Annotated in this window: 17 protein-coding genes; 9 read left to right on the top strand and 8 right to left on the bottom strand. The window is 60.9% G+C overall.

The annotated features are described in order from the left end of the window. Nucleotides 1-17: 17 nt before the first annotated feature. From rplQ to bfr, 3 genes are all read left to right on the top strand, one after another. Nucleotides 18-404: a 50S ribosomal protein L17 gene (gene rplQ, locus AD663_RS24240; protein ID WP_003186009.1), complete on the top strand. Its 387-nt coding sequence runs from the start codon at nucleotides 18-20 to the stop codon at nucleotides 402-404. 224 nt (nucleotides 405-628) lie between these two features. After that, nucleotides 629-2,077 (top strand): catalase, encoded by a 1,449-nt coding sequence (locus tag AD663_RS24235; protein WP_053214684.1) that lies wholly within the window; start codon nucleotides 629-631, stop codon nucleotides 2,075-2,077. A 158-nt stretch (nucleotides 2,078-2,235) separates the two neighbouring features. Continuing rightward, nucleotides 2,236-2,700 carry a bacterioferritin gene (gene bfr / locus AD663_RS24230; RefSeq protein WP_003186005.1) on the top strand — a complete coding sequence of 155 codons (465 nt, stop codon included), beginning with the start codon at nucleotides 2,236-2,238 and terminating at the stop codon, nucleotides 2,698-2,700. Between the two features lie 72 nt (nucleotides 2,701-2,772). Here the strand turns inward: bfr and uvrA are convergent, their stop codons facing one another. Continuing rightward, on the bottom strand, nucleotides 2,773-5,607 hold the full coding sequence (uvrA, locus tag AD663_RS24225) for an excinuclease ABC subunit UvrA (RefSeq protein ID WP_053214683.1): 2,835 nt from the start codon (nucleotides 5,605-5,607) through the stop codon (nucleotides 2,773-2,775). A gap of 179 nt (nucleotides 5,608-5,786) precedes the next feature. Between uvrA and AD663_RS24220 the strand changes: the two genes are divergently transcribed. Continuing rightward, complete coding sequence (locus tag AD663_RS24220; protein ID WP_003186002.1) at nucleotides 5,787-7,184, top strand: MFS transporter; 1,398 nt, start codon at nucleotides 5,787-5,789, stop codon at nucleotides 7,182-7,184. A gap of 9 nt (nucleotides 7,185-7,193) precedes the next feature. Then, nucleotides 7,194-7,715, top strand: a complete 522-nt coding sequence (locus tag AD663_RS24215) for a single-stranded DNA-binding protein (protein ID WP_003186000.1) — start codon at nucleotides 7,194-7,196, stop codon at nucleotides 7,713-7,715. Nucleotides 7,716-7,853: 138 nt separating this feature from the next. Here AD663_RS24215 and AD663_RS24210 read toward each other — a convergent pair whose 3' ends face one another. Further along, entirely contained in the window at nucleotides 7,854-8,708 is an 855-nt protein-coding gene (locus AD663_RS24210) for a hypothetical protein (RefSeq protein WP_053214682.1), read from the bottom strand. Nucleotides 8,709-8,810: 102 nt separating this feature from the next. After that, entirely contained in the window at nucleotides 8,811-10,736 is a 1,926-nt protein-coding gene (locus AD663_RS24205; RefSeq protein ID WP_053214681.1) for an MAC/perforin domain-containing protein, read from the bottom strand. A 209-nt stretch (nucleotides 10,737-10,945) separates the two neighbouring features. On the opposite strand from AD663_RS24205, the gene AD663_RS24200 reads away from it, so the two are divergent. Next, the gene (locus AD663_RS24200; protein WP_053214680.1) at nucleotides 10,946-14,245 is read left to right on the top strand and encodes an AAA family ATPase; all 3,300 of its coding nucleotides are present in this window, start codon (nucleotides 10,946-10,948) and stop codon (nucleotides 14,243-14,245) included. Between the two features lie 81 nt (nucleotides 14,246-14,326). Here AD663_RS24200 and AD663_RS24195 read toward each other — a convergent pair whose 3' ends face one another. Further along, the gene (locus AD663_RS24195) at nucleotides 14,327-14,881 is read right to left on the bottom strand and encodes a cysteine hydrolase family protein (protein ID WP_003185990.1); all 555 of its coding nucleotides are present in this window, start codon (nucleotides 14,879-14,881) and stop codon (nucleotides 14,327-14,329) included. 97 nt (nucleotides 14,882-14,978) lie between these two features. Between AD663_RS24195 and AD663_RS24190 the strand changes: the two genes are divergently transcribed. The 3 genes from AD663_RS24190 to AD663_RS24180 all read left to right on the top strand — a co-directional run bounded on the left by AD663_RS24190 (nucleotide 14,979) and on the right by AD663_RS24180 (nucleotide 18,042). After that, nucleotides 14,979-15,974 (top strand): GlxA family transcriptional regulator, encoded by a 996-nt coding sequence (locus AD663_RS24190; RefSeq protein WP_003185988.1) that lies wholly within the window; start codon nucleotides 14,979-14,981, stop codon nucleotides 15,972-15,974. 210 nt (nucleotides 15,975-16,184) lie between these two features. Then, on the top strand, nucleotides 16,185-17,294 hold the full coding sequence (locus tag AD663_RS24185) for a DUF3182 family protein (RefSeq protein ID WP_003185986.1): 1,110 nt from the start codon (nucleotides 16,185-16,187) through the stop codon (nucleotides 17,292-17,294). Then, complete coding sequence (locus AD663_RS24180) at nucleotides 17,284-18,042, top strand: S9 family peptidase (RefSeq protein WP_003185984.1); 759 nt, start codon at nucleotides 17,284-17,286, stop codon at nucleotides 18,040-18,042. The genes AD663_RS24185 and AD663_RS24180 overlap by 11 nt, the downstream gene beginning before the upstream one ends. A 156-nt stretch (nucleotides 18,043-18,198) precedes the next feature. Here the strand turns inward: AD663_RS24180 and AD663_RS24175 are convergent, their stop codons facing one another. The 4 genes from AD663_RS24175 to AD663_RS24160 are packed head-to-tail and all read right to left on the bottom strand — an operon-like array spanning nucleotide 18,199 to nucleotide 22,220. Next, nucleotides 18,199-19,203: a lysylphosphatidylglycerol synthase domain-containing protein gene (locus AD663_RS24175; protein ID WP_003185981.1), complete on the bottom strand. Its 1,005-nt coding sequence runs from the start codon at nucleotides 19,201-19,203 to the stop codon at nucleotides 18,199-18,201. After that, nucleotides 19,190-20,488 carry a cardiolipin synthase ClsB gene (gene clsB / locus AD663_RS24170; protein ID WP_053214679.1) on the bottom strand — a complete coding sequence of 433 codons (1,299 nt, stop codon included), beginning with the start codon at nucleotides 20,486-20,488 and terminating at the stop codon, nucleotides 19,190-19,192. Before clsB ends, AD663_RS24175 begins: the two co-directional genes overlap by 14 nt. Next, on the bottom strand, nucleotides 20,485-21,297 hold the full coding sequence (locus tag AD663_RS24165) for an endonuclease/exonuclease/phosphatase family protein (RefSeq protein WP_003185977.1): 813 nt from the start codon (nucleotides 21,295-21,297) through the stop codon (nucleotides 20,485-20,487). Before AD663_RS24165 ends, clsB begins: the two co-directional genes overlap by 4 nt. Beyond that, entirely contained in the window at nucleotides 21,294-22,220 is a 927-nt protein-coding gene (locus tag AD663_RS24160; protein WP_003185974.1) for a DUF72 domain-containing protein, read from the bottom strand. Before AD663_RS24160 ends, AD663_RS24165 begins: the two co-directional genes overlap by 4 nt. Nucleotides 22,221-22,420: the final 200 nt, after the last annotated feature.

Here is a 22,420-nt window from a genome sequence, read left to right as displayed (position 1 = left end):
TTGGTAAGGAATGAACCATGCGTCATCGTAAAAGTGGTCGTCACCTGAGCCGCACCAGCTCGCACCGCAAGGCCATGTTCCAAAACATGGCGGTGTCGCTGTTCGAGCACGAGCTGATCAAAACTACACTGCCGAAAGCCAAAGAACTGCGCCGCGTTGCTGAGCCGCTGATCACTCTGGCCAAGACAGATAGCCTGGCTAACCGCCGTCTGGCTTTCGACCGTACTCGTTCGAAAGCTATCGTTGGTAAGCTCTTCAACGACCTGGGCAAGCGTTACGCTACCCGTGAGGGTGGCTACCTGCGCATCCTCAAGTGCGGTTTCCGTGCTGGCGACAACGCGCCTATGGCGTACGTCGAGTTGGTTGATCGTGCTACCAGCGGTGAAGCTGTATCCGCTGAGTAAGTCGGCAACATACAAAGAACCGGGCCATGTGCCCGGTTTTTTGTGCCCGATAGAAAAGCGGAAAAGGCGTTTCGGCTGGCTCCGCTATGGGCAAGTCCTAAGCGTTAGATAATGACTATCGATGTCCATGATTTAATGAATTTGGATACTGTCACTAACATGGTCAATACTCCTTTCCAGCCGATTAGCCGGCAGTTCGAAGACCCGACCCAGGAAGATTGAGCATGAGCCAGACCAAAACGCTTACGACCGCCAGCGGCGCTCCAGTCGCCGATAACCAGAACTCTCGCTCCGCTGGCCCGCGGGGGCCGCTTTTGCTCGACGATTTTCATCTGATCGAGAAGCTGGCTCACTTCAACCGCGAAAACATTCCTGAACGTCGCGTGCACGCCAAAGGGTCGGGTGCCTACGGCACATTCACCGTAACCCAAGACATTACCCGATTCACCAGTGCCAAGCTGTTCGAGTCGGTCGGCAAGCAGACGCCAACCTTTCTGCGGTTCTCTACCGTGGGTGGCGAGCGTGGTTCTGCAGACACTGAGCGTGATCCGCGCGGTTTCGCCTTGAAGTTCTACACCGAAGAAGGCAACTGGGACATTGTTGGCAACAACACCCCTGTATTCTTCATTCGCGACCCGCTGAAATTTCCGGATTTCATCCACACCCAGAAGCGTCTGCCTCAAAGCAATCTGAAGAGCGCCCAGATGATGTGGGATTTCTGGTCGCACTCGCCCGAGGCGCTGCACCAGATCACCATCCTGTTCTCTGACCGTGGTATTCCTGACGGCTACCGTCATATGCACGGTTTCGGCAGCCATACCTACAGTCTGATCAATGCCCAGGGTGAGCGTCACTGGGTGAAGTGGCACTACAAGACCAAGCAAGGGATCAAGAATCTTGCACCGGCCGAGGCTGCACGGCTGGCGGGTACCGATCCGGATTACGCCCAACGGGATCTGTTCAATGCCATTGAGGGCGGTGACTTTCCGAAATGGAGCGTCTGCATCCAGATCATGACCGAGGCCCAGGCTGCTGCGCATTACGAAAACCCCTTCGACGTAACCAAGACCTGGTCGCAGAAAGAGTTTCCGTTGATCGAAGTGGGCGAGCTCGAGCTCAACCGTAACCCGCTGAACTACTTTGCTGAAGTCGAGCAGGCAGCCTTCGGACCGAGCAATATGGTTCCCGGCGTCGGCCTCTCTCCAGACCGTATGCTACAGGGTCGCGTATTCGCCTACGCCGATGCGCATCGCTACCGTGTTGGCACCAATCACCAGAAGTTGCCGGTGAATGCGCCGCTTAGCCCGGTCAACTCCTACCAGCGTGACGGAGCCATGGCGTTCGGCAGCAATGGTGGCGCTGCGCCGAACTATGAGCCCAACAGTTACGTGGAAGCACCGAAACAGGCTCCACGTTATGCCGAGCCGGCGTTGGCCCTCAGTGGCGCGGCGGATCGTTACGATCATCGCGAAGACACCGATTATTACAGTCACGCCGGTGCGCTCTTCCGTTTGATGAACGATGAGCAGAAGGCGCTGTTGATCAGCAACATTGCCGGTGCGATGGGCGGTGTATCGCCGGATGTCGTCGACCGTCAATTGCAGCACTTCTTCAAGGCAGACGCCGCGTATGGGGAAGGCATTGCAAAGGCGTTGGGCGTACAGCTTAACTAAGTCTAAACGAGAAGCAGAACCGCCCTCATTAGGGCGGTTTTTGCGTTATTTAGGCTGGTTTTCTCTGATTTTCTTCGCTTTTGTTGCGATGGGCGAGTGACCTTGCGGGCTTCATGGTTCAAACTACAACCTTTGAAAGCTTGTGAAGGTGCAGGGCGATGCAAGGCCACCCAGACGTAATCGATTACCTCAACACGTTGCTGACCGGCGAGCTGGCGGCCCGTGATCAATATTTCATCCATTCGCGGATGTATGAGGACTGGGGTTTCACCGAGCTCTACGAGCGAATCAACCATGAAATGGAAGAAGAGGCGCAGCATGCCGATGCACTGATGCGTCGGATTCTGATGCTCGAAGGCACACCGCGCATGCGTCCGGACGATTTGGACGTCGGCACCACGGTCCCTGACATGCTCGCCGCCGATTTGCGCCTGGAGTACAAAGTCCGCGCGGCGCTGTGCAAAGGCATCGAGCTCTGCGAGCAGCATAACGACTACGTGACTCGCGAGATATTGCGCATCCAGCTCAACGACACCGAAGAAGACCACACCTACTGGCTGGAGAAGCAACTAGGTCTGATCAAACTGATCGGCTTGGAGAATTACCTGCAATCGCAGTTCTGACCTGCGACCACAAAACAAAAAAAGCCCCTGCCATTGATGAGATGGCAGGGGCTTTTTTATGTGCAGGTGGAATCAGTCCCGATCACGCTCCAGCAATGGCTTGAGGTAATGACCGGTGTAGGACTGCTTCATGTCGGCCACTTGCTCAGGCGTCCCTACGGCGATGATCTGGCCCCCTTTGGACCCGCCTTCCGGTCCCAGGTCCACCAGCCAGTCAGCGGTCTTGATGACGTCCAGGTTGTGCTCGATCACTACCACGGTGTTGCCGTGGTCGCGCAGGCGATGCAGCACGTCGAGCAATTGCTGGATATCGGCGAAATGGAGGCCCGTGGTCGGCTCGTCGAGGATGTACAGGGTCTTGCCGGTGTCGCGCTTGGACAGCTCGCGGGACAATTTGACCCGCTGGGCTTCACCGCCGGACAAGGTCGTCGCCGACTGCCCGAGCTTGATATACGACAAACCCACATCCATGAGCGTCTGGAGCTTGCGCGCCAGTGCCGGCACCGCGTCGAAGAACACCCGGGCTTCCTCGATGGTCATCTCGAGGGTCTCATGGATGTTCTTGCCCTTGTACTTGATCTCCAGGGTTTCGCGGTTGTAACGCTTGCTCTTGCACACGTCGCAGGGCACATAAATGTCCGGCAGGAAGTGCATTTCCACCTTGATCAGGCCGTCGCCCTGGCAGGCCTCGCAGCGCCCGCCCTTGACGTTGAAGGAGAACCGCCCCGGGCCGTAACCCCGGGAGCGAGACTCCGGCACGCCGGCGAACAATTCGCGGATCGGCGTGAACAAACCGGTGTAGGTCGCCGGGTTGGAGCGCGGTGTGCGGCCGATCGGGCTCTGGTCGATGTCAACGACCTTGTCCAGGTGCTCCAGGCCCTTGATGCTGTCGTGGGCGGCAGCTTCCAGGGTCGTGGCACCGTTCAGGGCCGTGGCGCTGAGGGGGAACAAGGTGTTGTTGATCAGCGTCGACTTGCCGGAGCCGGATACGCCGGTGACGCAGGTCAGCAGGCCGATGGGGATTTCCAGGTCGACGTTGCGCAGGTTGTTGCCGCGGGCACCCTTGAGGGTCAGGGATAATTTCTTGTTGCGCGGTGTGCGCTTGGCCGGAACCTTGATTTTCACCCGGCCCGACAAGTATTTGCCGGTCAGGGAGTCAGGGTGGGCCATGACTTCGGCGGCGGTGCCTTGGGCAACGATATGCCCGCCGTGCACGCCCGCGCCCGGGCCGATGTCCACCACGTAATCTGCCAGGCGAATCGCGTCTTCGTCGTGCTCGACCACGATCACCGTGTTGCCGATGTCCCGCAGGTGCTTCAGGGTTCCGAGCAGCCGATCGTTGTCGCGCTGGTGCAGGCCGATGGACGGCTCGTCGAGGATGTACATCACGCCCACCAGGCCGGCGCCGATCTGGCTGGCCAGGCGGATACGCTGGGCTTCGCCGCCGGACAGGGTGTCTGCGCTGCGGTCGAGGGTCAGGTAATCCAGGCCGACATTCACCAGGAACTGCAGGCGCTCGCGGATTTCCTTGAGGATCTTGTCGGCAATTTCGCCACGACGACCGGTGAGCTTCAGTCCGCCGAAATAATCGGTGGCATCGCCGATCGGCAGGTTGGTCACCGCCGGCAGGGTTTTCTCACCGACCCATACGTGCCGCGCCTCGCGACGCAAGCGCGTGCCACGGCAATCGGGGCAAGGCTGGGTGCTGAGGAACTTGGCCAATTCTTCGCGCACGCTGGCAGATTCGGTCTCACGGTAACGCCGTTCCAGGTTCGGCACGATGCCTTCGAACGGGTGGGAGCGCTTGACGATATCGCCGCGGTCGTTCAGGTATTTGAAGTCGACATTCTGCGAGCCGCTGCCATGCAGGATGGACTTCTGCTGGTCGGCGGGCAACTCGTTGAACGGCTTGTCCAGGCTGAACTTGTAGTGGGCTGCCAGGGAGCCAAGCATCTGGAAGTAATAGACGTTGCGCCTGTCCCAGCCGCGAATCGCGCCTTCGGCCAGGGTGAGTTCCCCGTTCACCAGGCGCTTGGTGTCGAAGAACTGCTTGACCCCCAGGCCATCGCAGGTCGGGCAGGCGCCGGCCGGGTTGTTGAAGGAGAACAGCTTGGGTTCGAGTTCGCTGATGGCGTGGCCGCAGATCGGGCAGGCGAAGCGCGCGGAGAAGATGATCTCTTCGCCAGGTTCGTCGTCCATCGGCGCCACCAGGGCGATGCCGTCGGCCAGTTTCAGCGCCGTCTCGAAGGACTCGGCCAGTCGCTGCTGCAGGTCGGCGCGAACCTTGAAACGGTCGACCACCACATCGATCGAATGCTTCTTCTGTTTGTCCAGCTTCGGCAGTTCGTCCAGCTCGCAGAGCTTGCCGTTGACCCGGGCCCGGACGAAGCCTTGGGCGCGCAGCTCCTCGAAAACCATCAGGTGCTCGCCCTTGCGCTCGCGAATCACCGGCGCCAGCAACATCAGCTTGCTGCCTTCCGGCTGGGCCAGCACCAGGTCGACCATCTGGCTGACGGTCTGGGCTTCCAGGGGGATGTCGTGATCGGGGCAACGAGGGATGCCGACTCGCGCATACAGCAGACGCAGGTAGTCGTAGATCTCGGTGATGGTGCCGACCGTCGACCGTGGGTTGTGGGACGTGGACTTCTGTTCGATAGAGATCGCCGGCGACAGGCCTTCGATGGTGTCGACGTCGGGTTTTTCCATCATCGACAGGAACTGCCGGGCGTAGGCCGACAGCGACTCGACATAGCGTCGCTGGCCTTCGGCGTACAAGGTGTCGAAAGCCAGCGATGATTTGCCGGATCCGGACAGGCCGGTGATGACGATCAGTTTGTCCCGTGGCAGGGTCAGGTCGATGTTCTTCAGGTTGTGGGTACGGGCCCCACGAATCAGGATCTTGTCCAAAGTGGCCTCGCTCGGCGGGCGTCGAAAACGTAGGAGTATACGGGCAAATACTGGATGGATGCACACTATTGAAGGTGCGATTGCAGCCATACATGAAGACTGCGCGGCAAACGGTCGCCATATACCCCCTCAATCGATGGGACTGGTAGAATCGCCGCCGGTTCACATGAGGTTTTTCCATGCACGATCCCCACAGCGAACGCATGAGTAGTGGCGAGACACGCGCGGCAAGCGGTCTGGCCCTGGTGTTCGCCTTCCGTATGCTGGGCATGTTCATGGTGTTGCCGGTGCTGGCGACCTATGGCATGGACCTGGCGGGTGCGACCCCGGCCCTGATCGGGCTGGCGATTGGCGCCTATGGCCTGACCCAGGCGATTTTCCAGATTCCGTTCGGGGTCATTTCCGACCGTATCGGGCGGCGTCCCGTGATTTACCTGGGGCTGATCGTCTTCGCCCTGGGCAGCATGCTGGCGGCCAATGCCGACTCGATCTGGGGCGTGATCGCCGGACGCGTCCTGCAAGGCGCGGGCGCTATTTCCGCAGCGGTCATGGCGTTGCTGTCGGACCTGACCCGCGAACAGCATCGGACCAAGGCCATGGCCATGATCGGCATGACGATCGGTCTGTCGTTCGCTGTCGCCATGGTCGTAGGACCGCTGCTGACCCGTGCCTTTGGCTTGTCAGGATTGTTCTTGGCGACGGGTGCGATGGCGCTCGTAGGCATCCTGATCGTCGCATTCATGGTGCCGCGCTCCACCGGGCCGTTGCAGCACCGTGAATCCGGGGTGGCTCGCCAGGCGCTGATCCCGACGCTCAAGCACCCGGACCTGTTGCGCCTGGACCTGGGCATTTTCGTGCTCCACGCCATGCTGATGTCCAGCTTCGTGGCCTTGCCGCTGGCGCTGGTGGAGAAGGCCGGCCTGCCCAAGGAACAGCACTGGTGGGTCTATCTGACCGCATTGCTGATTTCGTTTTTCGCGATGATCCCGTTCATCATCTATGGCGAGAAACGACGCAAAATGAAACGAGTTTTGCTCGGCGCCGTCGTGACGCTGATGCTCACTGAGCTATTCTTCTGGCAGTTCGGCGATAGCTTGCGAGCCTTGGTGATCGGCACGGTGGTGTTCTTCACCGCGTTCAATCTCCTGGAGGCATCGCTGCCGTCGCTGATCAGCAAGGTTTCTCCGGCGGGCGGCAAGGGCACGGCAATGGGGGTTTATTCCACCAGCCAATTCCTGGGCTCGGCGTTGGGCGGGATCCTCGGCGGTTGGCTGTTCCAGCATGGCGGTTTGTCGGTTGTGTTCCTGGGTTGCGCCGCGCTGGCTGCACTTTGGCTGCTCTTTGCTGTTACCATGCGCGAACCTCCCTATGTGACGAGCCTGCGCTTGCCCTTATCGCCCGAGGCGATTCGTGAGGCTGGCCTGACCGAGCGCCTGAAGGCCGTCGTTGGAGTAACCGATGCAGTGGTGGTCGCCGACGAGGCGGCCGTATATATCAAACTGGACACCGAATTATTGGATCGTGCGACGCTTGAGCGCCTGGTGAACAACCCGGCCCCGAACGCGTGCGAAGCCTAGGAGAACGTTATGGCCCGTGGGGTTAACAAAGTCATATTGGTCGGTACTTGCGGCCAGGATCCCGAAGTTCGCTACCTGCCGAACGGCAACGCCGTGACCAACCTGAGTCTGGCGACCAGCGAACAGTGGACCGACAAGCAGACCGGCCAGAAGGTCGAGAAGACCGAATGGCACCGCGTGTCGATGTTCGGCAAGGTGGCCGAGATCGCTGGCGAATACCTGCGCAAGGGTTCGCAGGTGTACATCGAGGGCAAACTGCAGACCCGCGAATGGGAAAAAGACGGCATCAAGCGCTACACCACTGAAATCGTGGTCGACATGCAAGGCACCATGCAACTGCTGGGCGGCCGTCCACAGGGTGACCAGCAGCAAGGTGGCAACAACTACCAGCAGTCGGCTCCACGCCAGCAGGCGCCACGTCCGCAGCAGTCGTCGGCTCCACAGCCACAACGCGAACGCCCAGCTCCGCAGCAGGCCGCGCCGCAACCGGCTCCGGATTTCGACAGCTTTGATGACGATATTCCGTTCTGATACCTGCCTCAGCTAGTCTCTCTAAAAACCCAAGCGTCTTGCGCTTGGGTTTTTTTTTGGCACAGACCCGGTCCAGCGGTTCTTCCTGGGCTACATCATCCAGATTTTTCGTGCCTGCCTGCCTGCCGTGCAGTCGCCTCACGGCCGATAATTGGCTAGTATTTCATGCCGCGTCGGCGTCGTCTCCTCGTGGTAGTGCGGTTTGCCTTGCGGAGAGGCCATCAAGGTCGAATTGGCCAGGATCGTCTCCGTCAGCAAGCAGTCCTCACCTTCCCCGAACCAGCAGGCCAGCGCCGAGTTTCGGTTGCCATGCATGTCCACGACGACCGGCCAGTTTTCGATGCCGTGGGCGTCACTGGGGGCAATGTCGGGGTAATGCTTGGGCGGCAAGACCAATGCATCGCCCGGCTGGACCCACAGGTCAGCCAGATAAATCTCCCTCGACCCAGGCCGCCAGCGGGCGACGCTGATTACCAGCGGCAAGCGCCCGTAGCGGGAAAAAAACGCGTGGGGAAAGTTGTGGTATTCAAGGTCGGTCGGGTTGTAGGTCAGCAACTCGCGTTGGTGCGCAGGGCCCAGGTAGGGCGATTGATGGCCTGCCCATTTGCCGTAGGTATATTGGCCGAGGATCAACTGGTCATACTCGAAACGCAGGCATTCGCCGTTGCCGAGCAGAGTCATGCCGAAGGCTTGCGCCGTTTCCTTGGTTGCCCGGATCGGTGCGTAATGCACTTCGCCGGCGTGGAAATCGAACGTCTTGATCCAGTAGGGGCCGGCGCTCGTGGGAACCTCACGGTCGCTCCAACTGATGCCGGTGTAGCGAGTGCCCAGGGACAGGGCCGGGTTCTCGGGGCTGAGCGGAATCAGGTTGCCGCGCACTTGGGCACTCGGCTGCGCCAAGCCATGGTCGTTGAATAGGTAGGGGAATCGACGGGGATCGAGCGCTGTTTCCACGCCGTCGCCGATAAAGGGAACGCTGTTGAAGACTTGCATCGTATGGGACCACGCACGCAAGAGGGCTAAAGGGAGGGTGTTCAATCGCCCAACGAACCTGCGGGAGCAAGCTCGCTCCCACAGGGATGTAGCTATTGGGTATCAACTGTACGGACGATGCTGCTCGCGCAACCAATCCATGCCGTGCGGTTCGCGCCAAGGCCGGACTGCGGCGCGCTTTTCCACCTGGGTCAGGCACAAGGCGTCCATCCAGTAGTAGACCATCAACAGATGGAACACCTCATCGCCGCGCCGGTCCCAGATCACGTCGTCTTGCTGGCGACCCGGTTCAATGGGCTTGAGACGGCAGTCGCTCCGGTCGTGCATGCCTTGCAGACACGTTCCGGTCTCATAATTGATCAACAGGACCGGATGGTTGATTTCCGGATAAGGTTTTTCCAGTTCGGGGATGTACCAGAATTGCCCCGGGTTGTGCCTGTCTGGCGTTTGCATGGCAATGCGGGTCTTGTTCTGCGGGTCGCAGGCCAGCGCCGGTTTGGTGTCGGTGTTGTTGCGCACGATGTACAGCACGGTGCAGGGGTCTTCATCGGTCTTCTCCGTTTGCACCAGCTTGACGTTGCCGAAGGAGTCATGGGAAAGGCGCGCCTTGACTCTCACCGTCGGGTTGAGGTCCTTGCCCGCCTGGCCGAAACCGGCGATGAGCCCGTCGACGCCCGGCACTTCCAGGTTATTCCCCGCCAACACGTAAGTGAGGCCGGCCAAAGGGTTAGGCTGCATGTGCTTGGTCAGGGACTCCCAGCGCTTGAGCGCCTGGTCGCTGGCACCGTTGAGCCGCAGGGCCTCACGCATGGCACGTGTCGGGTAGTAGCGGTTGTCGCGGGGCCAGCGTTCAGTGGCCATCAACAATTTGTGTCCGGTTTTCTGTTTCAGCATCAGAGCCAGCGCATCCCAGAACTTTTCAAAGTCCTCGGTGGATGCAGTTGTTGCCGGTGGGGTGTGAAACGTTTCGCTGGTTTCCTTGCTCTTGTTATTGACGAATACCATCCGCAGGGCGGGGCCGGTCGCCGTGGCGACGGAGGTCATGAGTTGGTCGGAGCGGCCTAGAACGATCACCGACTCCTGCCAGTTCGCGTCGATTTCCGCCTTATAGCTGGTGTACCACTGGTAGGCCTGCTCCAGCGCCGTACGCGTCTCGCCGCCCTTGGCGAAGAGGTAGACCGGTGAAAGTTTCAACTCCACGACCTTGGGATCATCGGCCAGCGACTCACGCCATTTGGCGAAATCTGCGTTGCAGTTGCTAGGGTCAACCCCATTGAAACGGATCGAATGCGCACCGCCCTGGGTGGTCAGGTTCGCGTTGCGATGGGCCAGGTTTTTCTTGACCGTTTCCGAAATCGAGGTCGATGCGCTGCCGCTGACGAATGCGCCGTACTCAGCCTTGACCATCGCATCGAGGGTGTTGGTCTGGCTGAGGTAGGTCTTGAGTGCAGTCATTGCATAGTTCAGCGAGCCACCGACGGTCACCTCGCTGACAATATCGACACCGAAATCAACGAAGAAATCGAAGAATGGCTTCGGAGCGCTTGCCTCAAAGGTTTTGGGCAGATCAGTAATGCGTGCCTTGAAGGTGTCGGTGGCATTCTCTGGGTTGACCGCTAGAGTCAGTTTCCACAACCGTGCTGTGTGGCTGTACAGCGCTGCCTCACGTTCTTCGAAGGTTTTGATGTCGCTGCCGAAGGTGACCTTGAAACCGGCGGAAAAGGCACCGTACTTGCCGGCCGCCTCGACACTCGACTGGGTGTGACGTTCGTACTCGTCGCGGGAGGTAAACGTCTCCGTCACGAAGTTGTCCTGGGCGACCACGGTGCTCATGGTGACGTTCTTGCCCACGTTATAAGACGTCTGTTTGTACGCCACGGCCCGTTTGCCCGACTCGGTATCACCGACCTTTTGGCATTCCTTGCTTTCATGGGCCCAATCGAGCCGATTCAGCCCTCGCCCCAGTAGTTGCGAGCCGCCGATGTCTCGCGGGTCGTTGCTCGAGTTGCCCATCAGTCCATCGCTCATCGCCTTTCTCCCATACTCAGGTTGTATCAATTGGGTGCCAATTGATGGGATTGAGTATCTGGAGGCTCGTGATAACCGGACAGTCCAGAGCGGTGTCAGTCCGGTATCAGTTTGGTATCAGGCCAAATGCCATCTTTCAGTAACCCGGAGAGAGCCGCAGGAGTACACTCGATCGGCTGCCGTCGTCCCAGGATGGAAGGGCTATCGCCATGGACTTGCGACACAACACCTTTGCGGTCCTGCCCAAGCGCGATGCCTCGATATCCGACGGTCGTGTTCTGCTGGACGCTGTGTCGTTGAAAGGGCTGCGTAAACAGCATGGCCTGAGCCAGGAAACCCTGGCAGAAGCCTGCCTGAACCGGCATTTATGCGTCTCGATCGCCTCCATCAAGCGCGCCGAAACCGGCAAGCCGGTGCTTTACCGTACCGCTCGGCACCTGGCGACGGCCTTCGGGGTCGATGTGAGTGCGCTGTTGGGCGATCCCGCCTCGGCGGCTTTGGTGCATATCCAACAAACGATGAGCGAGCTGCACCAGACGGCTTTTGTGCAACAGGCGCGCAAACAGGTCGATGACAGCGTCATCCGCTACGTGCTTGAGCTGTCCTTTCGGATCGATGGGCTGCCAGCCAAGGCGTTCTTGGATGAAATCGAGCGACTGGTGCGTCAGTTCGGCGGAGTGCCAGTGGGGTTGACCCAGGATGTGGTGATCGCCCAGTTCGGTTCTCCACAGGCGTATCGCAGCGATAGTGAGCGGGGGCTGCTTTGTGCGCTGGCGCTGAGTCGGGAACAGTTCGTAGCGCCCGGGCATGCCTTGTTGCTGCGGCTTGTGCGACTGAGTGTCGAAACCACGGGGCAGGAGGCCGAGCCTGTCTTGTTTGCGCAAAAGTCACTGCTGGATCGTCATGGGCATGCGCCGGTGTATGTTGCGCAGAACCTGCTGGAACAGCTCACTGCACGGTTTGAATTTTCCTCTACCGATGATGAGTTTCAGGCCTATCGCAAATGCCTGCGTCCGCGCAGCCTTGATGAAAATGCATCACGTCCGTTGGTGGGGCGGGCTATCGAGCTACTGCAGTTCAAGGCGGTGATCGAGGCCACCCAGGAGTGCCAGGACGGACACATCGTTTATTTGCGTGGCACGGCGGGCATCGGTAAGACCCGGCTGGTCAGCGAGTTTTCTGAAATGGCCCGGCAGCGTGGCTTTGCCTGCCATCGCGGCGATGTGCTGGATTTCGGCATGGACAACAGTCTCTGGCCCTTGGGACAACTGGTGACCAGTCTGCTCGCGCTGGGTGAAGCGTCGCCCGTTAGCGTGTCGCAGTTGGACGCCGCGATGTCTCTCCTGAAAGTGGCTGCCGAGCATCGAATGTTCTTGCAAGTGCTGGCGGGCGTGGCGTCTATCGACCCCCCCATCCTTTATGGCGAGATGAGCAACCAGGCCCGTACCCAAGGGCTTTTCCAGGCCTTGCTCGACGTGTTGCTGCGCATTGCGGTGCAGCAGCCTTTGTTGATCTGCCTCGAAGACCTGCATTGGGGCGATGCCACGCTGTTTACGTTGCTCGGCAGGCTGCTCGATGCCACTGACGAAGCGCCGGTCGTCTGGCTGCTGACGTCCCGTCCCGAAGGTGACCCGCTGGAGGGCGAAATCCGTGCGCATTCTTCCCGCCCGATGAGTCTGCTCGACATTGCGCCGATCCGGGTGCGGGAGGCCACGGTCCTGGCGGAGCAATTCACCGAAGTCGATCCGCGCTACCGGTCTGAATGCGTCGCTCGTGCCCAAGGCAATCCGCTGTATCTGACGCAACTGCTGTCGAGCCCGCAGGGTGTTTTCCCCGACAGCCTGCGACATCTGGTCCAGACCCGCGTTGACAAACTGGCCGCCGAGCAGCGTCGCGCCCTGCATTACGCCGCCGTGCTGGGGAGTCGCTTCGAACTGACGCTGTGGCGCCAAGCGCTGGGGCAGCCCGCTTATCTGCCAACGGCGGACATGCGCCTGGGCCTGCTGCGGGAGGTCGAGCCAGGCAGCTTTCTGTTTGTCCACGATCTGGTCATGCACTGCCTCTACGATGCAATGCCAACGTTGCTCCGCGAGCAGTTGCACGGTGAGGTGGCGAATCTCTACCGCACGCGCGACCGCATGCTTTATGCCCAGCATCTGTTACGGGCCAGCGATCCGGCGGCGTTCGATGCGCTGTTGGTCGCCATGGGCGAAAAACGGCTGGCCTGCCAGTACGACAGCGTTCTTGCGCTGGCGCGGCAATGTTCGGTGTTTGCCGAACGCGCGCAGAACGATTTTACCTTCGCGTTGTTGTGCGGCCAGGCATGTTCGGGCCTGGGCCAGACCGTGGATGCCCGGGCGCATTTTCAGCGGGCATTGAGATTGGCCAACCAGCCGCAGGATCAGATCGACTCCGCGCTGGGGCTGGCGGCAGCCCTCAATACCCTCGATTGCCTGGACGAGGAGGAGCGCCTGATCGAGGACATGCTGCCCATCGCCCGGGCCATGCAGGCCCATACAGCATTGGCCCGGTTGAACCACTTGCGTGGAAACATCTACTTTCCACGGGGCGATTACGTCGAATGTCGCCGGCTTCATGAACAGGCCTTGTCCTTCGCCCGCATCGGCCGAGATCTGGAGACCGAGGCCAAGGCCTTGAGTGGCATTGGCGATTCCTACTACGCGCAAGGACGCATGCAGACCGCCTATGAAGTCTTCGACCAGTGCGTGCGCCTGTGCGAGCGCAATGGGCTGGCACTCGTGGAAGCGGGCAATCGCAGTGCCCGGGGATCGGCGCGATTCTACTTGGGCCAGCCGGAACCAGCCTTGCGTGATGCCATGGAGGCCATCGAACACAGCGCCCGGCAGGGCAATCATCGAGCGCAGATATTTTCGCGATTGACTGCGGCCTGGGTACTGGTGGCGGGCGGCCAGGATTCGTTGGCAGAGCAAGAGCTGAGCTGCGCCCTGGTGCTGGCGCGCAGCCTTGGCGCCAACCGTTTCGAGGCGATCCTGCTGGAAGGGTTGGCGCGGGTGGCGTTGCGCCAGGGCGAGCGTGGGCTGGCACAGACATTGATCATGGAAGCGGTGAGCCTGGTGGAACGCTTCGAGATTCAGCGTTACATCGGACCCTGGGTCTACGGCAGCCTGGCGATGATCAGCGAAGACGAGCAGCTCAGCCAGCAGGCCTTGTCGAAGGGCGAAGCCCAGCTCGCTCAAGCCTGTCTGGCCCACAATGCCTTGCGCTTTCGCGTGGCCGCCGCTGAAACCTGCTTGTTGGCGGGCAATATCGAACAGGCGATCTGGCATGGCCAGCAAATGGCGGCATTGCCCGAGTCGGCCTCGTGTGCCTGGATCTATCATCATGTGCGGTTGATCGGTGTGGCGGGGCAGTGGCTGCGGGACGCTGACCAGGCGAGCGGCGAGAAATTGAAAGGGCTTGTGCGCGGAGCGCAGCAGATGGGGTTCGTAGCGACCATGCCGAGGTTGTTGCCAATACTGGAGATTTGATCGCTTCCAGGCACACCGCTATTGCTTGAGACAAAACCGCACTTCGGCGACGAAGCGCGGTTTATTGGATTTTCCGGGTATTTATAGAGTGCCAGCCAAAAACGCCTCCGTGCTCACCACACTCGCATAAGCAAACCCCAGCGCCGCCATGAACGCCGCGTGCACCTGGGCGGCCGGGACAACGACACCGTTGAATTCCAGATCGAGGGTGGCGCAGGCGTCATGAATGACCGTGACGCTATAGCCCAGGTCAGCTGCGGCCCGGGTGACGCCATCGACGCACATGTGGCTCATGCTGCCGACGATTACCAATTGCTCGATGCCGTGCTGGTCGAGGATGGCTTGCAGCTCGGTCTCGCGAAACGAATTGACGAAATGTTTGAGCACCACCGGTTCTTCGGCGCGGTTGAGCACCTTGGGATGCAACTTGGCGCCTTCGGAACCCGGTGTGAAGAATGGCGCGGAATCGGATGTGAATTCGTGGCGGATATGCACCACGTGATCCCCGGCCTGCCGAAAGGCTTCGATCAGCTTCGCAGCGTTGTCGGCGGCGGTTTCGGCACCGACCAGTGGCCATTTTCCGTTAGGGAAGTAGTCGTTCTGGATATCGACTACGATGAGCGCTTGCTTGGACATGGGGGCTTCCTTGATCAGGTTGGAGTGGAGCCAGTATTGGCTTTTGCCGGCCGTTCGAGGATTGGCCGCAACGACAATAAGCGAGGGAAAACTGACAATGACGCAGGAAAGGGCAATTGCCGAACTTGGGGTGCTGCTTTATCCCGGCGTGCAATTGGCGGCAGTGCACGGCTTGACCGACCTGTTTGCCGTGGCGCAGAGGATCGCCGCCGAGCAGGCCAGCGCCCAGTTGCCGAGGCTGCGGGTGAGTCACTGGCGGGCGGAAAACGGCGAGGCCCCGCAGCGGGTGTTCGACAGCGAAACCGGCCCGGCGGGCAAGCTGGTCGCGTTGCTCATTCCACCTTCCCTGGGCGGTTTTAACGAAGGCCAGGCCTCCCGGGGCTTGATGGATTGGCTGCGCGCGCAGCACGCCGGTGGCACCGTGTTGGGCGGGGTCTGCGTAGGTTCGATTCTGCTGGCCGAAAGCGGCTTGCTCGACGGACGCAGCGCCACCACCCACTGGACTTCGGCCAAGAGCTTCGCCGCGCGTTATCCAAGGATCAAGCTCAACGCCGACAAACCCATCGTCGACGACGGTGACCTGATCACCACTGCCGGGCTGATGGCCTGGTCGGAGCTTGGGCTGCGGTTGGTGGACCGCCTGCTCGGCCCGAGCATTGCTACGCTTACGGCGCGTTTTCTGGTGATCGAGCACAGCGACAGCGCGAGCCAGTGCGGCAGCAATTTCGCGCCGATCCTCGGGCACGGCGATTCAGCCATCCTCAAGGTCCAGCACTGGCTGCAAGGCAGCGGTGCGGTGGACGTATCCTTGAGTACGATGGCCGAGCGTGCCGGGTTGGAGGAGCGCACGTTCCTGCGTCGATTCCGCGCCGCCACCGGGCTCAAGCCCACCGAGTATTGCCAGCACCTGCGCGTCGGCAAGGCCCGGGAAATGCTCGAATTCACCAATGGCACCATTGACCATATCGCCTGGACCGTCGGTTATCAGGACCCCAGCGCTTTTCGGGCTCTGTTCAAGAAAATCACCGGGCTGGCGCCAAGTGATTACCGGACGAGGTTTGGGGTGAGTCCACCGAGCGTGTCCAAAGTCTGAGGTACGATTTGGGCCCTGTGATGGTTGGGCGCCCATCCCATCGTGCAATTTGCCAGATGTTCAGGCCAGGTCGTGCAGAATGTCGCAGGCCACTGGCTATCAATTTCCGCGATAACGCCCGCTTGCTGGACCGTCCCGGTCCGATCCACCGTTGGCCTGATCTCTGCACCCCTTTCTCTACAGCCATCGAGAGCAGGAGATAGGCAACGCATGACGCCAGTCAATCGCAGCAAAACGGTAATGGCCTATTCGGTCAACCCTCACGCGCCGCTCCATGAAGTCGAAACCAATCGTGCGCTGGCCCGTTGGCTGGCGCAGATCCTGGGACTGGAGTACGGCGGCAGCCATGACGGGCAACAACCTGCCGGGCAGGATGTGTATCTGCTGCCCACCCAGACCCTGATCGGCGCCGAGGCCGCGCGACGGTTGGGGATCAAGGGACCGGAGGACCTGTGGGGCGGTTTCGTCGAGCATGATTTCATTTGCACCAAGGCAATCGCCCACGGTCTGCTGAATAAGCAGGCGGTCGCGCCGATCGGCTGGTCGCCGTTGTTTTCCAAGTTGATCCGGGGCGCGGTGCTGGATGGTGTGACGGTTTTTTCCCTCAAGGATGCGCGCCCGGCCGCCGAGCATTTGCTCTACACCGGGCCGATCCGTCTCAAGCCGATCCATGCCAGCGCCGGACGCGACCAACGCGTGATCAAGAGCCTGGGGCAGTTCGACGAAGTTGCCGCCCGGCCTGATGCCCAGGCGCTGTTTCGCGAGGGTGTGGTGCTGGAGCAGAACCTCAGCGAGGTCAAGACCCAGAGCGTCGGCCAGAGCTTCATCAATGGCCAGGTCCTGAGCTATTGCGGTGTGCAGCATCTGACCCACGACAACGAAGGGTTGGAGGTATACGGCGGTTCGGACCTGTTGGTGGCGCAGGGCGGCTACATCGAGTTGCTCAGGCTTGAGCTGCCAGACGATGTGCGCGAGGCGGTGCGCCTGGCCCAAGTGTTCGACGACGCCGCCAGCCAGGCCTACCCGGGTTTTTTTGCTTCCCGGCGCAATTACGACATCGCCCAAGGCATCGATGCCGGCGGGCAGCCCCGTGGCGGTGTGCTGGAACAATCGTGGCGCATGGGCGGGGCCAGCAGTGCTGAGCTGGCGGCTCTGCAAGCGTTTGTCGAGGACCCCTCCATCGGCGCGGTACGCGTCTCTTCAGTGGAAACCTACCTCGACCAGCCGCTGCCGGCCGGGGCCAAGGAGGTGTATCGAGGCCCAGCGGAACACGGTGACTTTTTACTCAAATACGTAACGGTTCATTCCCATGACGGCTAGAAGCGAGACCATTCAGATTCCCATTGATGACGAGCACATGAACGGGACTTTCCTGAGTCCCAAATCCAAGGTCCCCGGCGTGTTGTTCGTGCACGGCTGGGGCGGCAGCCAACAGCGCGACCTGGAGCGGGCCAAGGGCATCGCCGGCCTGGGCTGCGTGTGCCTGACGTTCGACTTACGCGGGCACACGGGCGGGGCGGGAATTCCCTTGTCCCGGGTCACCCGGGAAGACAATTTGCGCGACCTGCTGGCGGCCTATGATCGGCTGCTGGCCCATCCAGCCCTGGACACTTCGGCAATCGCCGTGGTGGGCACCAGCTACGGCGGCTACCTGGCCTCGATCCTGACATCGCTGCGACCGGTGCGCTGGCTGGCGCTGCGCGTGCCGGCGCTGTACCGCGACGAGCAATGGCACACGGCCAAGCGCGACCTGGATAAAAGCGATCTGCTGGATTACCGCAGCACCTTGGTGCACGCCGACACCAACCGCGCCTTGCATGCCTGCTCGCAATTTACCGGGGATGTGCTGCTGGTGGAGTCGGAGACCGACGATCATGTGCCCCACGCCACCATCATGAGCTACCGGGCCGCCTGCCAGCAGACCCATTCGCTGACTCACCGGATCATCGACGGCGCCGACCATGCCTTGAGTGACCCCGTGTCACAACAGGCCTACACCTCGATCCTCGTGGACTGGATCACGGAAATGGTGGTGGGAGAGCGGTTGAGTATCATCCAGGCGCGGTGATCCGAAATTTTGTGTCGTCCGTGCCGGCCCCTTCGCGAGCAAGCCCGCTCCCACAAATTTTGTGCAAGTGCCATAAAAGTGCGTTAACCGGCGATCGTGTGTGGGAGCGGGCTTGCTCGCGAAGAGGGCGGCACTGGCAATTTGTCTCTCAAGTATTCACCGCTTGAGCCCCGGCTTGACCCGCAACGCCTTCGCCTTCGCCTCGATCACCAGATATATCACCACTGTGATCAGCAACGGCAGGATGAAATAGATCGCCCGGTAGGCAATCAGCCCCGCCAGCAGGCTGCCCCGCGACACCTCATGCTGCAGCAGGGCGATGAACACCGCTTCCAATACCCCAAGCCCCGCCGGAATGTGGGTGATGACCCCGGCGATACTGCTGATCAGCAACACCCCGAGCACCACCGGATAATCCAGCTTGCTTGGCAGCAAAGTGAAAATCACTGCGGCCATCAGCGACCAGTTCAGCGCCCCCAGCGCCAGTTGCAGCACGGCCATGCGCAGCGACGGCAGGTTGATTTCCATGCCGCGAACCGTCCAGGCCCGACGCTTGGAGAACCGGCACGCCAACAGATACCCGGCACTCACCAGCAGCAACAGCACGCCCACGCCTTGCAGCGCATTGCTGCTCAACTTCCAGCCCGGCGGCATCGTCACCAGGCCGCTGCTGAACACTACACCCGCCAGGGTCATGTAGCCGAACCAGTTCGTGGCCAGGCTCAGCCCGAGGATCTTGGCGATATTTCCGGTGCTGACCCCCAATCGCGAATACAGCCGATAGCGCATGGCGATGCCGCCGACCCAGGCACTGAGGTTGAGGTTGAAGGCATAACTGATCACCCCCACCGGCAAGATCTGCCGCCAGCCCAGTTTCTGACGGATGTAGGTACGGCCAATCAGGTCGAAACCGGCGTAAGTGATGAAGCTGGCGAGGGTCAGCGCCGCAGCGATGATCAGGGTGCGCAGCTTGAAATCGGCGAGGGTGGCGAACACTTCGGACCAGTCGATGCGCCGGGCCAGGGTGGTGAACAGCGCGATCAGCAGGAGGAAGAAAGCCAGGGTCAGCGGTCGTTTCCAACGGCTCCAGCGCGACGCGGGCTTGGTCTGCTCCGGCGCGTGGGCGTCTCTCGGCGCGGTGCGCGCGTCAGAGTGGTTCATGGGATTCGCTCCGCACCGCCGTTGGCGGCGAAAAAGGTTTCAAACGTGGTTTATGGGCCGGCAGCCAACCGGCCCATGAGGGGAAGTGGCGCAAGAAGTGGAACACCATGAACCCGATGGTCATGCGCCACAGCAGGCCCCGCGGGGCATGGTTTTCGGGCATGACGGTGCAATGGTTGCGGCCCAGGTAGTCGAGGCGTTCGAACAGCTCACGGTTGAACGCCCGGTCACGGATCAGCACGTTGGCTTCCAGGTTCAGGGACAAACTCAGCGGGTCGAGATTGCTCGAACCGACGGTGCTCCAGTCCTCGTCCACCAGCGCGACTTTGCCGTGCAACGGTCGCTCGCAATATTCGTAAATCACCACACCGGCCTTGAGCAGATAGCTGTAGAGCATCCGCGCCGCGAGCTTGGCGATCATCATGTCCGGCTGGCCTTGCAGGATCAGCCGCACCTCCACGCCGCGCCGCGCTGCATTGCGGATCTCGCGCAGCAGCCGATAACCAGGGAAAAAGTAGGCGTTGGCAATCACCACCCGCCGCTGGGCGCTGCGCAGCACTTGCAGGTAGACCTCTTCGATGTCGGTCTGATGTTCGTGATTGTCCCGATAGACCAGGCGCACCTGGCCGTCGTGATCATTGAAGGCCAACTCGGAGCGTCGGCTGCGGCGCCGTTGCCACCAATACTTGGCCCGGGCGGGGCGACCGCTTTGCAACAGCGCGAAATGGTGGATGTCGACCACCGCCGGGCCTTTGACCTCTACTGAATAATCCTGCTTGGCCTCGGGGCCGAAATCGCCCAGGTGGTCAGCGGAAAAGTTGATCCCGCCGATGAACGCAATCACCCCGTCCACTACCACGATCTTGCGGTGCAGGCGACGGAACCAGTTGGTTCGGATCCCCAAGTGCCGGGGCGCGGGGTCGAACATTTGCAGGCGCACCCCGGCTTCGCTCAGGGATTCCAGGAATTCGGTGGTCAGCTCGCCGCAGCCAAAACCGTCGAGGCTCACGGTGATGCGCACGCCTCGGTGGGCGGCGTCCACCAACAGATCCCGCAGTTCGTAGCCGACCTTGTCCTCGAACAGAATGAAAGTCTCCAGCAGAATTTCTGTTTCTGCCCGGCGAATGGCCTCGAATACCCGGGGGAAATATTCCTCGCCGTTTTCCAGGAGCGTGACGCGGTTGTTGCCGTGCCAGCCATATTCAATATCAGCCAGCGCTGGATTGCGCTCGGAGGGCGGCACCTCGACCTGCTCCACGGTCGCCTTGTTCATCGTCGCGCTCATAATTCGATCTCCACCGACAACGGGGCGTGGTCGGAAAGGTGCGACCAAGGCCTGACACTTAATACTTTGGGGTGATGGGCCTTGAGGTTGCGCACGTAGATGCGGTCCAGGCGCAGGATCGGCAGGCGTGCCGGAAAGCTGCGGGCCGGTTTGCCCCCGTGCTCGGCGAACACCTCGCGCAAGCCGCAAGGTTCGAGCAGGGCGCTGGCCTTGCCGAGCCAGTCGTTGAAGTCGCCGGCAACGATCACCGGCGCCTCGGGCGGTAACTCGCTCAGGCGTTGGCAAAGCAACTTGAGTTGCTCGACGCGATGGACTTCGCGCAGCCCCAGGTGGACGCAAATGGCGTGGACTTGCAGCCCTTCTTCACCCGGCAGGCGCAGGACGCTGTGGAGCATGCCGCGGCTTTCATGGCCGCTGATGGACACGTCCAGGTTGTCGTGGCGAATGATCTGGAATTTCGACAGCAGCGCGTTGCCGTGGTCGCCCGCCGGGTACACGGCGTTGCGCCCGTAGGCGAATTGCGGCCAGAGGGTGTCGGCTAAAAATTCGTATTGCGGCATGCTCGGCCAGTTGCTGTAGCGCTGGGGATGCTGCTCGTGGGTACCGTGGACCTCCTGCAAAAACACCACGTCGGCGGACACGCTGCGCACCGCTTCGCGCAGTTCCGGCAGGATGAAACGCCGATTCAGGGCAGTGAAGCCTTTATGGGTGTTGACCGTCAGAACGGTGAAACGGCTGACCCGCTCAAGACTCTGGGCCGGGCGTTGGGTCGGGTCGCGGGCGGCTTCGGTGGATTCTGGAATGCTCATGGCAAGACTCCCTCGGCCGGGCGCACACCAGGTGCGGTGGCGAGGCCTTTGTCCAGCTCGAAGCGCTCCAGCAGGTGGCGTGCGTCATAGGGCGCGCGGACTTTGATGTCATTGTCGAAGTAGCAGAACACCTCGCGGCTCTTGCGGGCCCGGGGTTTCTTTTTCGGGTCGATCAGGTGCGCATCACCCGGCTGCGTGCCGTGGCTCCAGGCTTCGATCCGGTCACCCCAGCGTTTCAACGCCTCGTCGGTGTAGCCGCTGGCATACAGCTCTTCGGCACCGTGCAGGCGCAGGTAGACGAAATCGCTGGTGACGTCTTCGCGATAAGGCCATTTGCCGGCCGTGTCGGCGATCACCAAGGCGACATCGTAGCGCTTGAGCAGGGTGACAAAGCGCGGGTCGATGAAGCTCTCATGGCGGATCTCGACGGCGTGGCGCAGCGGCCGTTTTTTATCGGTCTCGGTGCTGGCATGGCCGTCCAGGCGCGGCTCATGCTCCCGGGCCAAGGCCGCGGCATTTTTGGTGTCGTGGGGCAATTGCTTGAGGAAGTCTTCGAACAGTTCGGGGTCGAATTTGAAACTGGGGGGAAACTGCCAGAGGATCACGCCGAGTTTTTCCTTGAGCTCCAGCACGCCGGAGGCAAAGAAATTGGCCAGCGGCTTGTGGATGTCCCGCAGGCGCTTGATGTGGGTGATGAAACGCGGGGCCTTGACGCTGAACACAAAGCCGGGCGGCGTCTCGGCATACCACTGGGCATACCGTTCGGGGCGTTGCAGGGCGTAGAACGATCCATTGATTTCGATGCTGTTGACCGCTCGCGAAGCAAATTGCAATTCCCGTTTCTGGGTCAGCCCCTTGGGGTAGAAATCCCCCCGCCAGGGCGTGTAGCGCCAACCGGAAATGCCAATGTGGATCGCCGTCATGTGTCCTCCCGTGCCAATGACCTCGTACTGCCTGTGTCTTGTGATGACTGTCGGGCGAGCTGGAAAGTTTCGATGGTCTTACCGGTGGTGGGGAGACCAGCTGCACTTCGCCGTGGCGAGGGAGCTTGCTCCCGCTGGGCTGCGCAGTAGCCCCAAAGTAGCGCCAAAGCATCAACCTCAAAAACAGGGCCGCTGCGCGC

The sequence above is a fragment of the Pseudomonas sp. Q12-87 genome, assembly GCF_001269755.1.
Classification (GTDB): domain Bacteria; phylum Pseudomonadota; class Gammaproteobacteria; order Pseudomonadales; family Pseudomonadaceae; genus Aquipseudomonas; species Aquipseudomonas fluorescens_S.
This window is presented reverse-complemented; position numbering and strand designations above follow the sequence as displayed.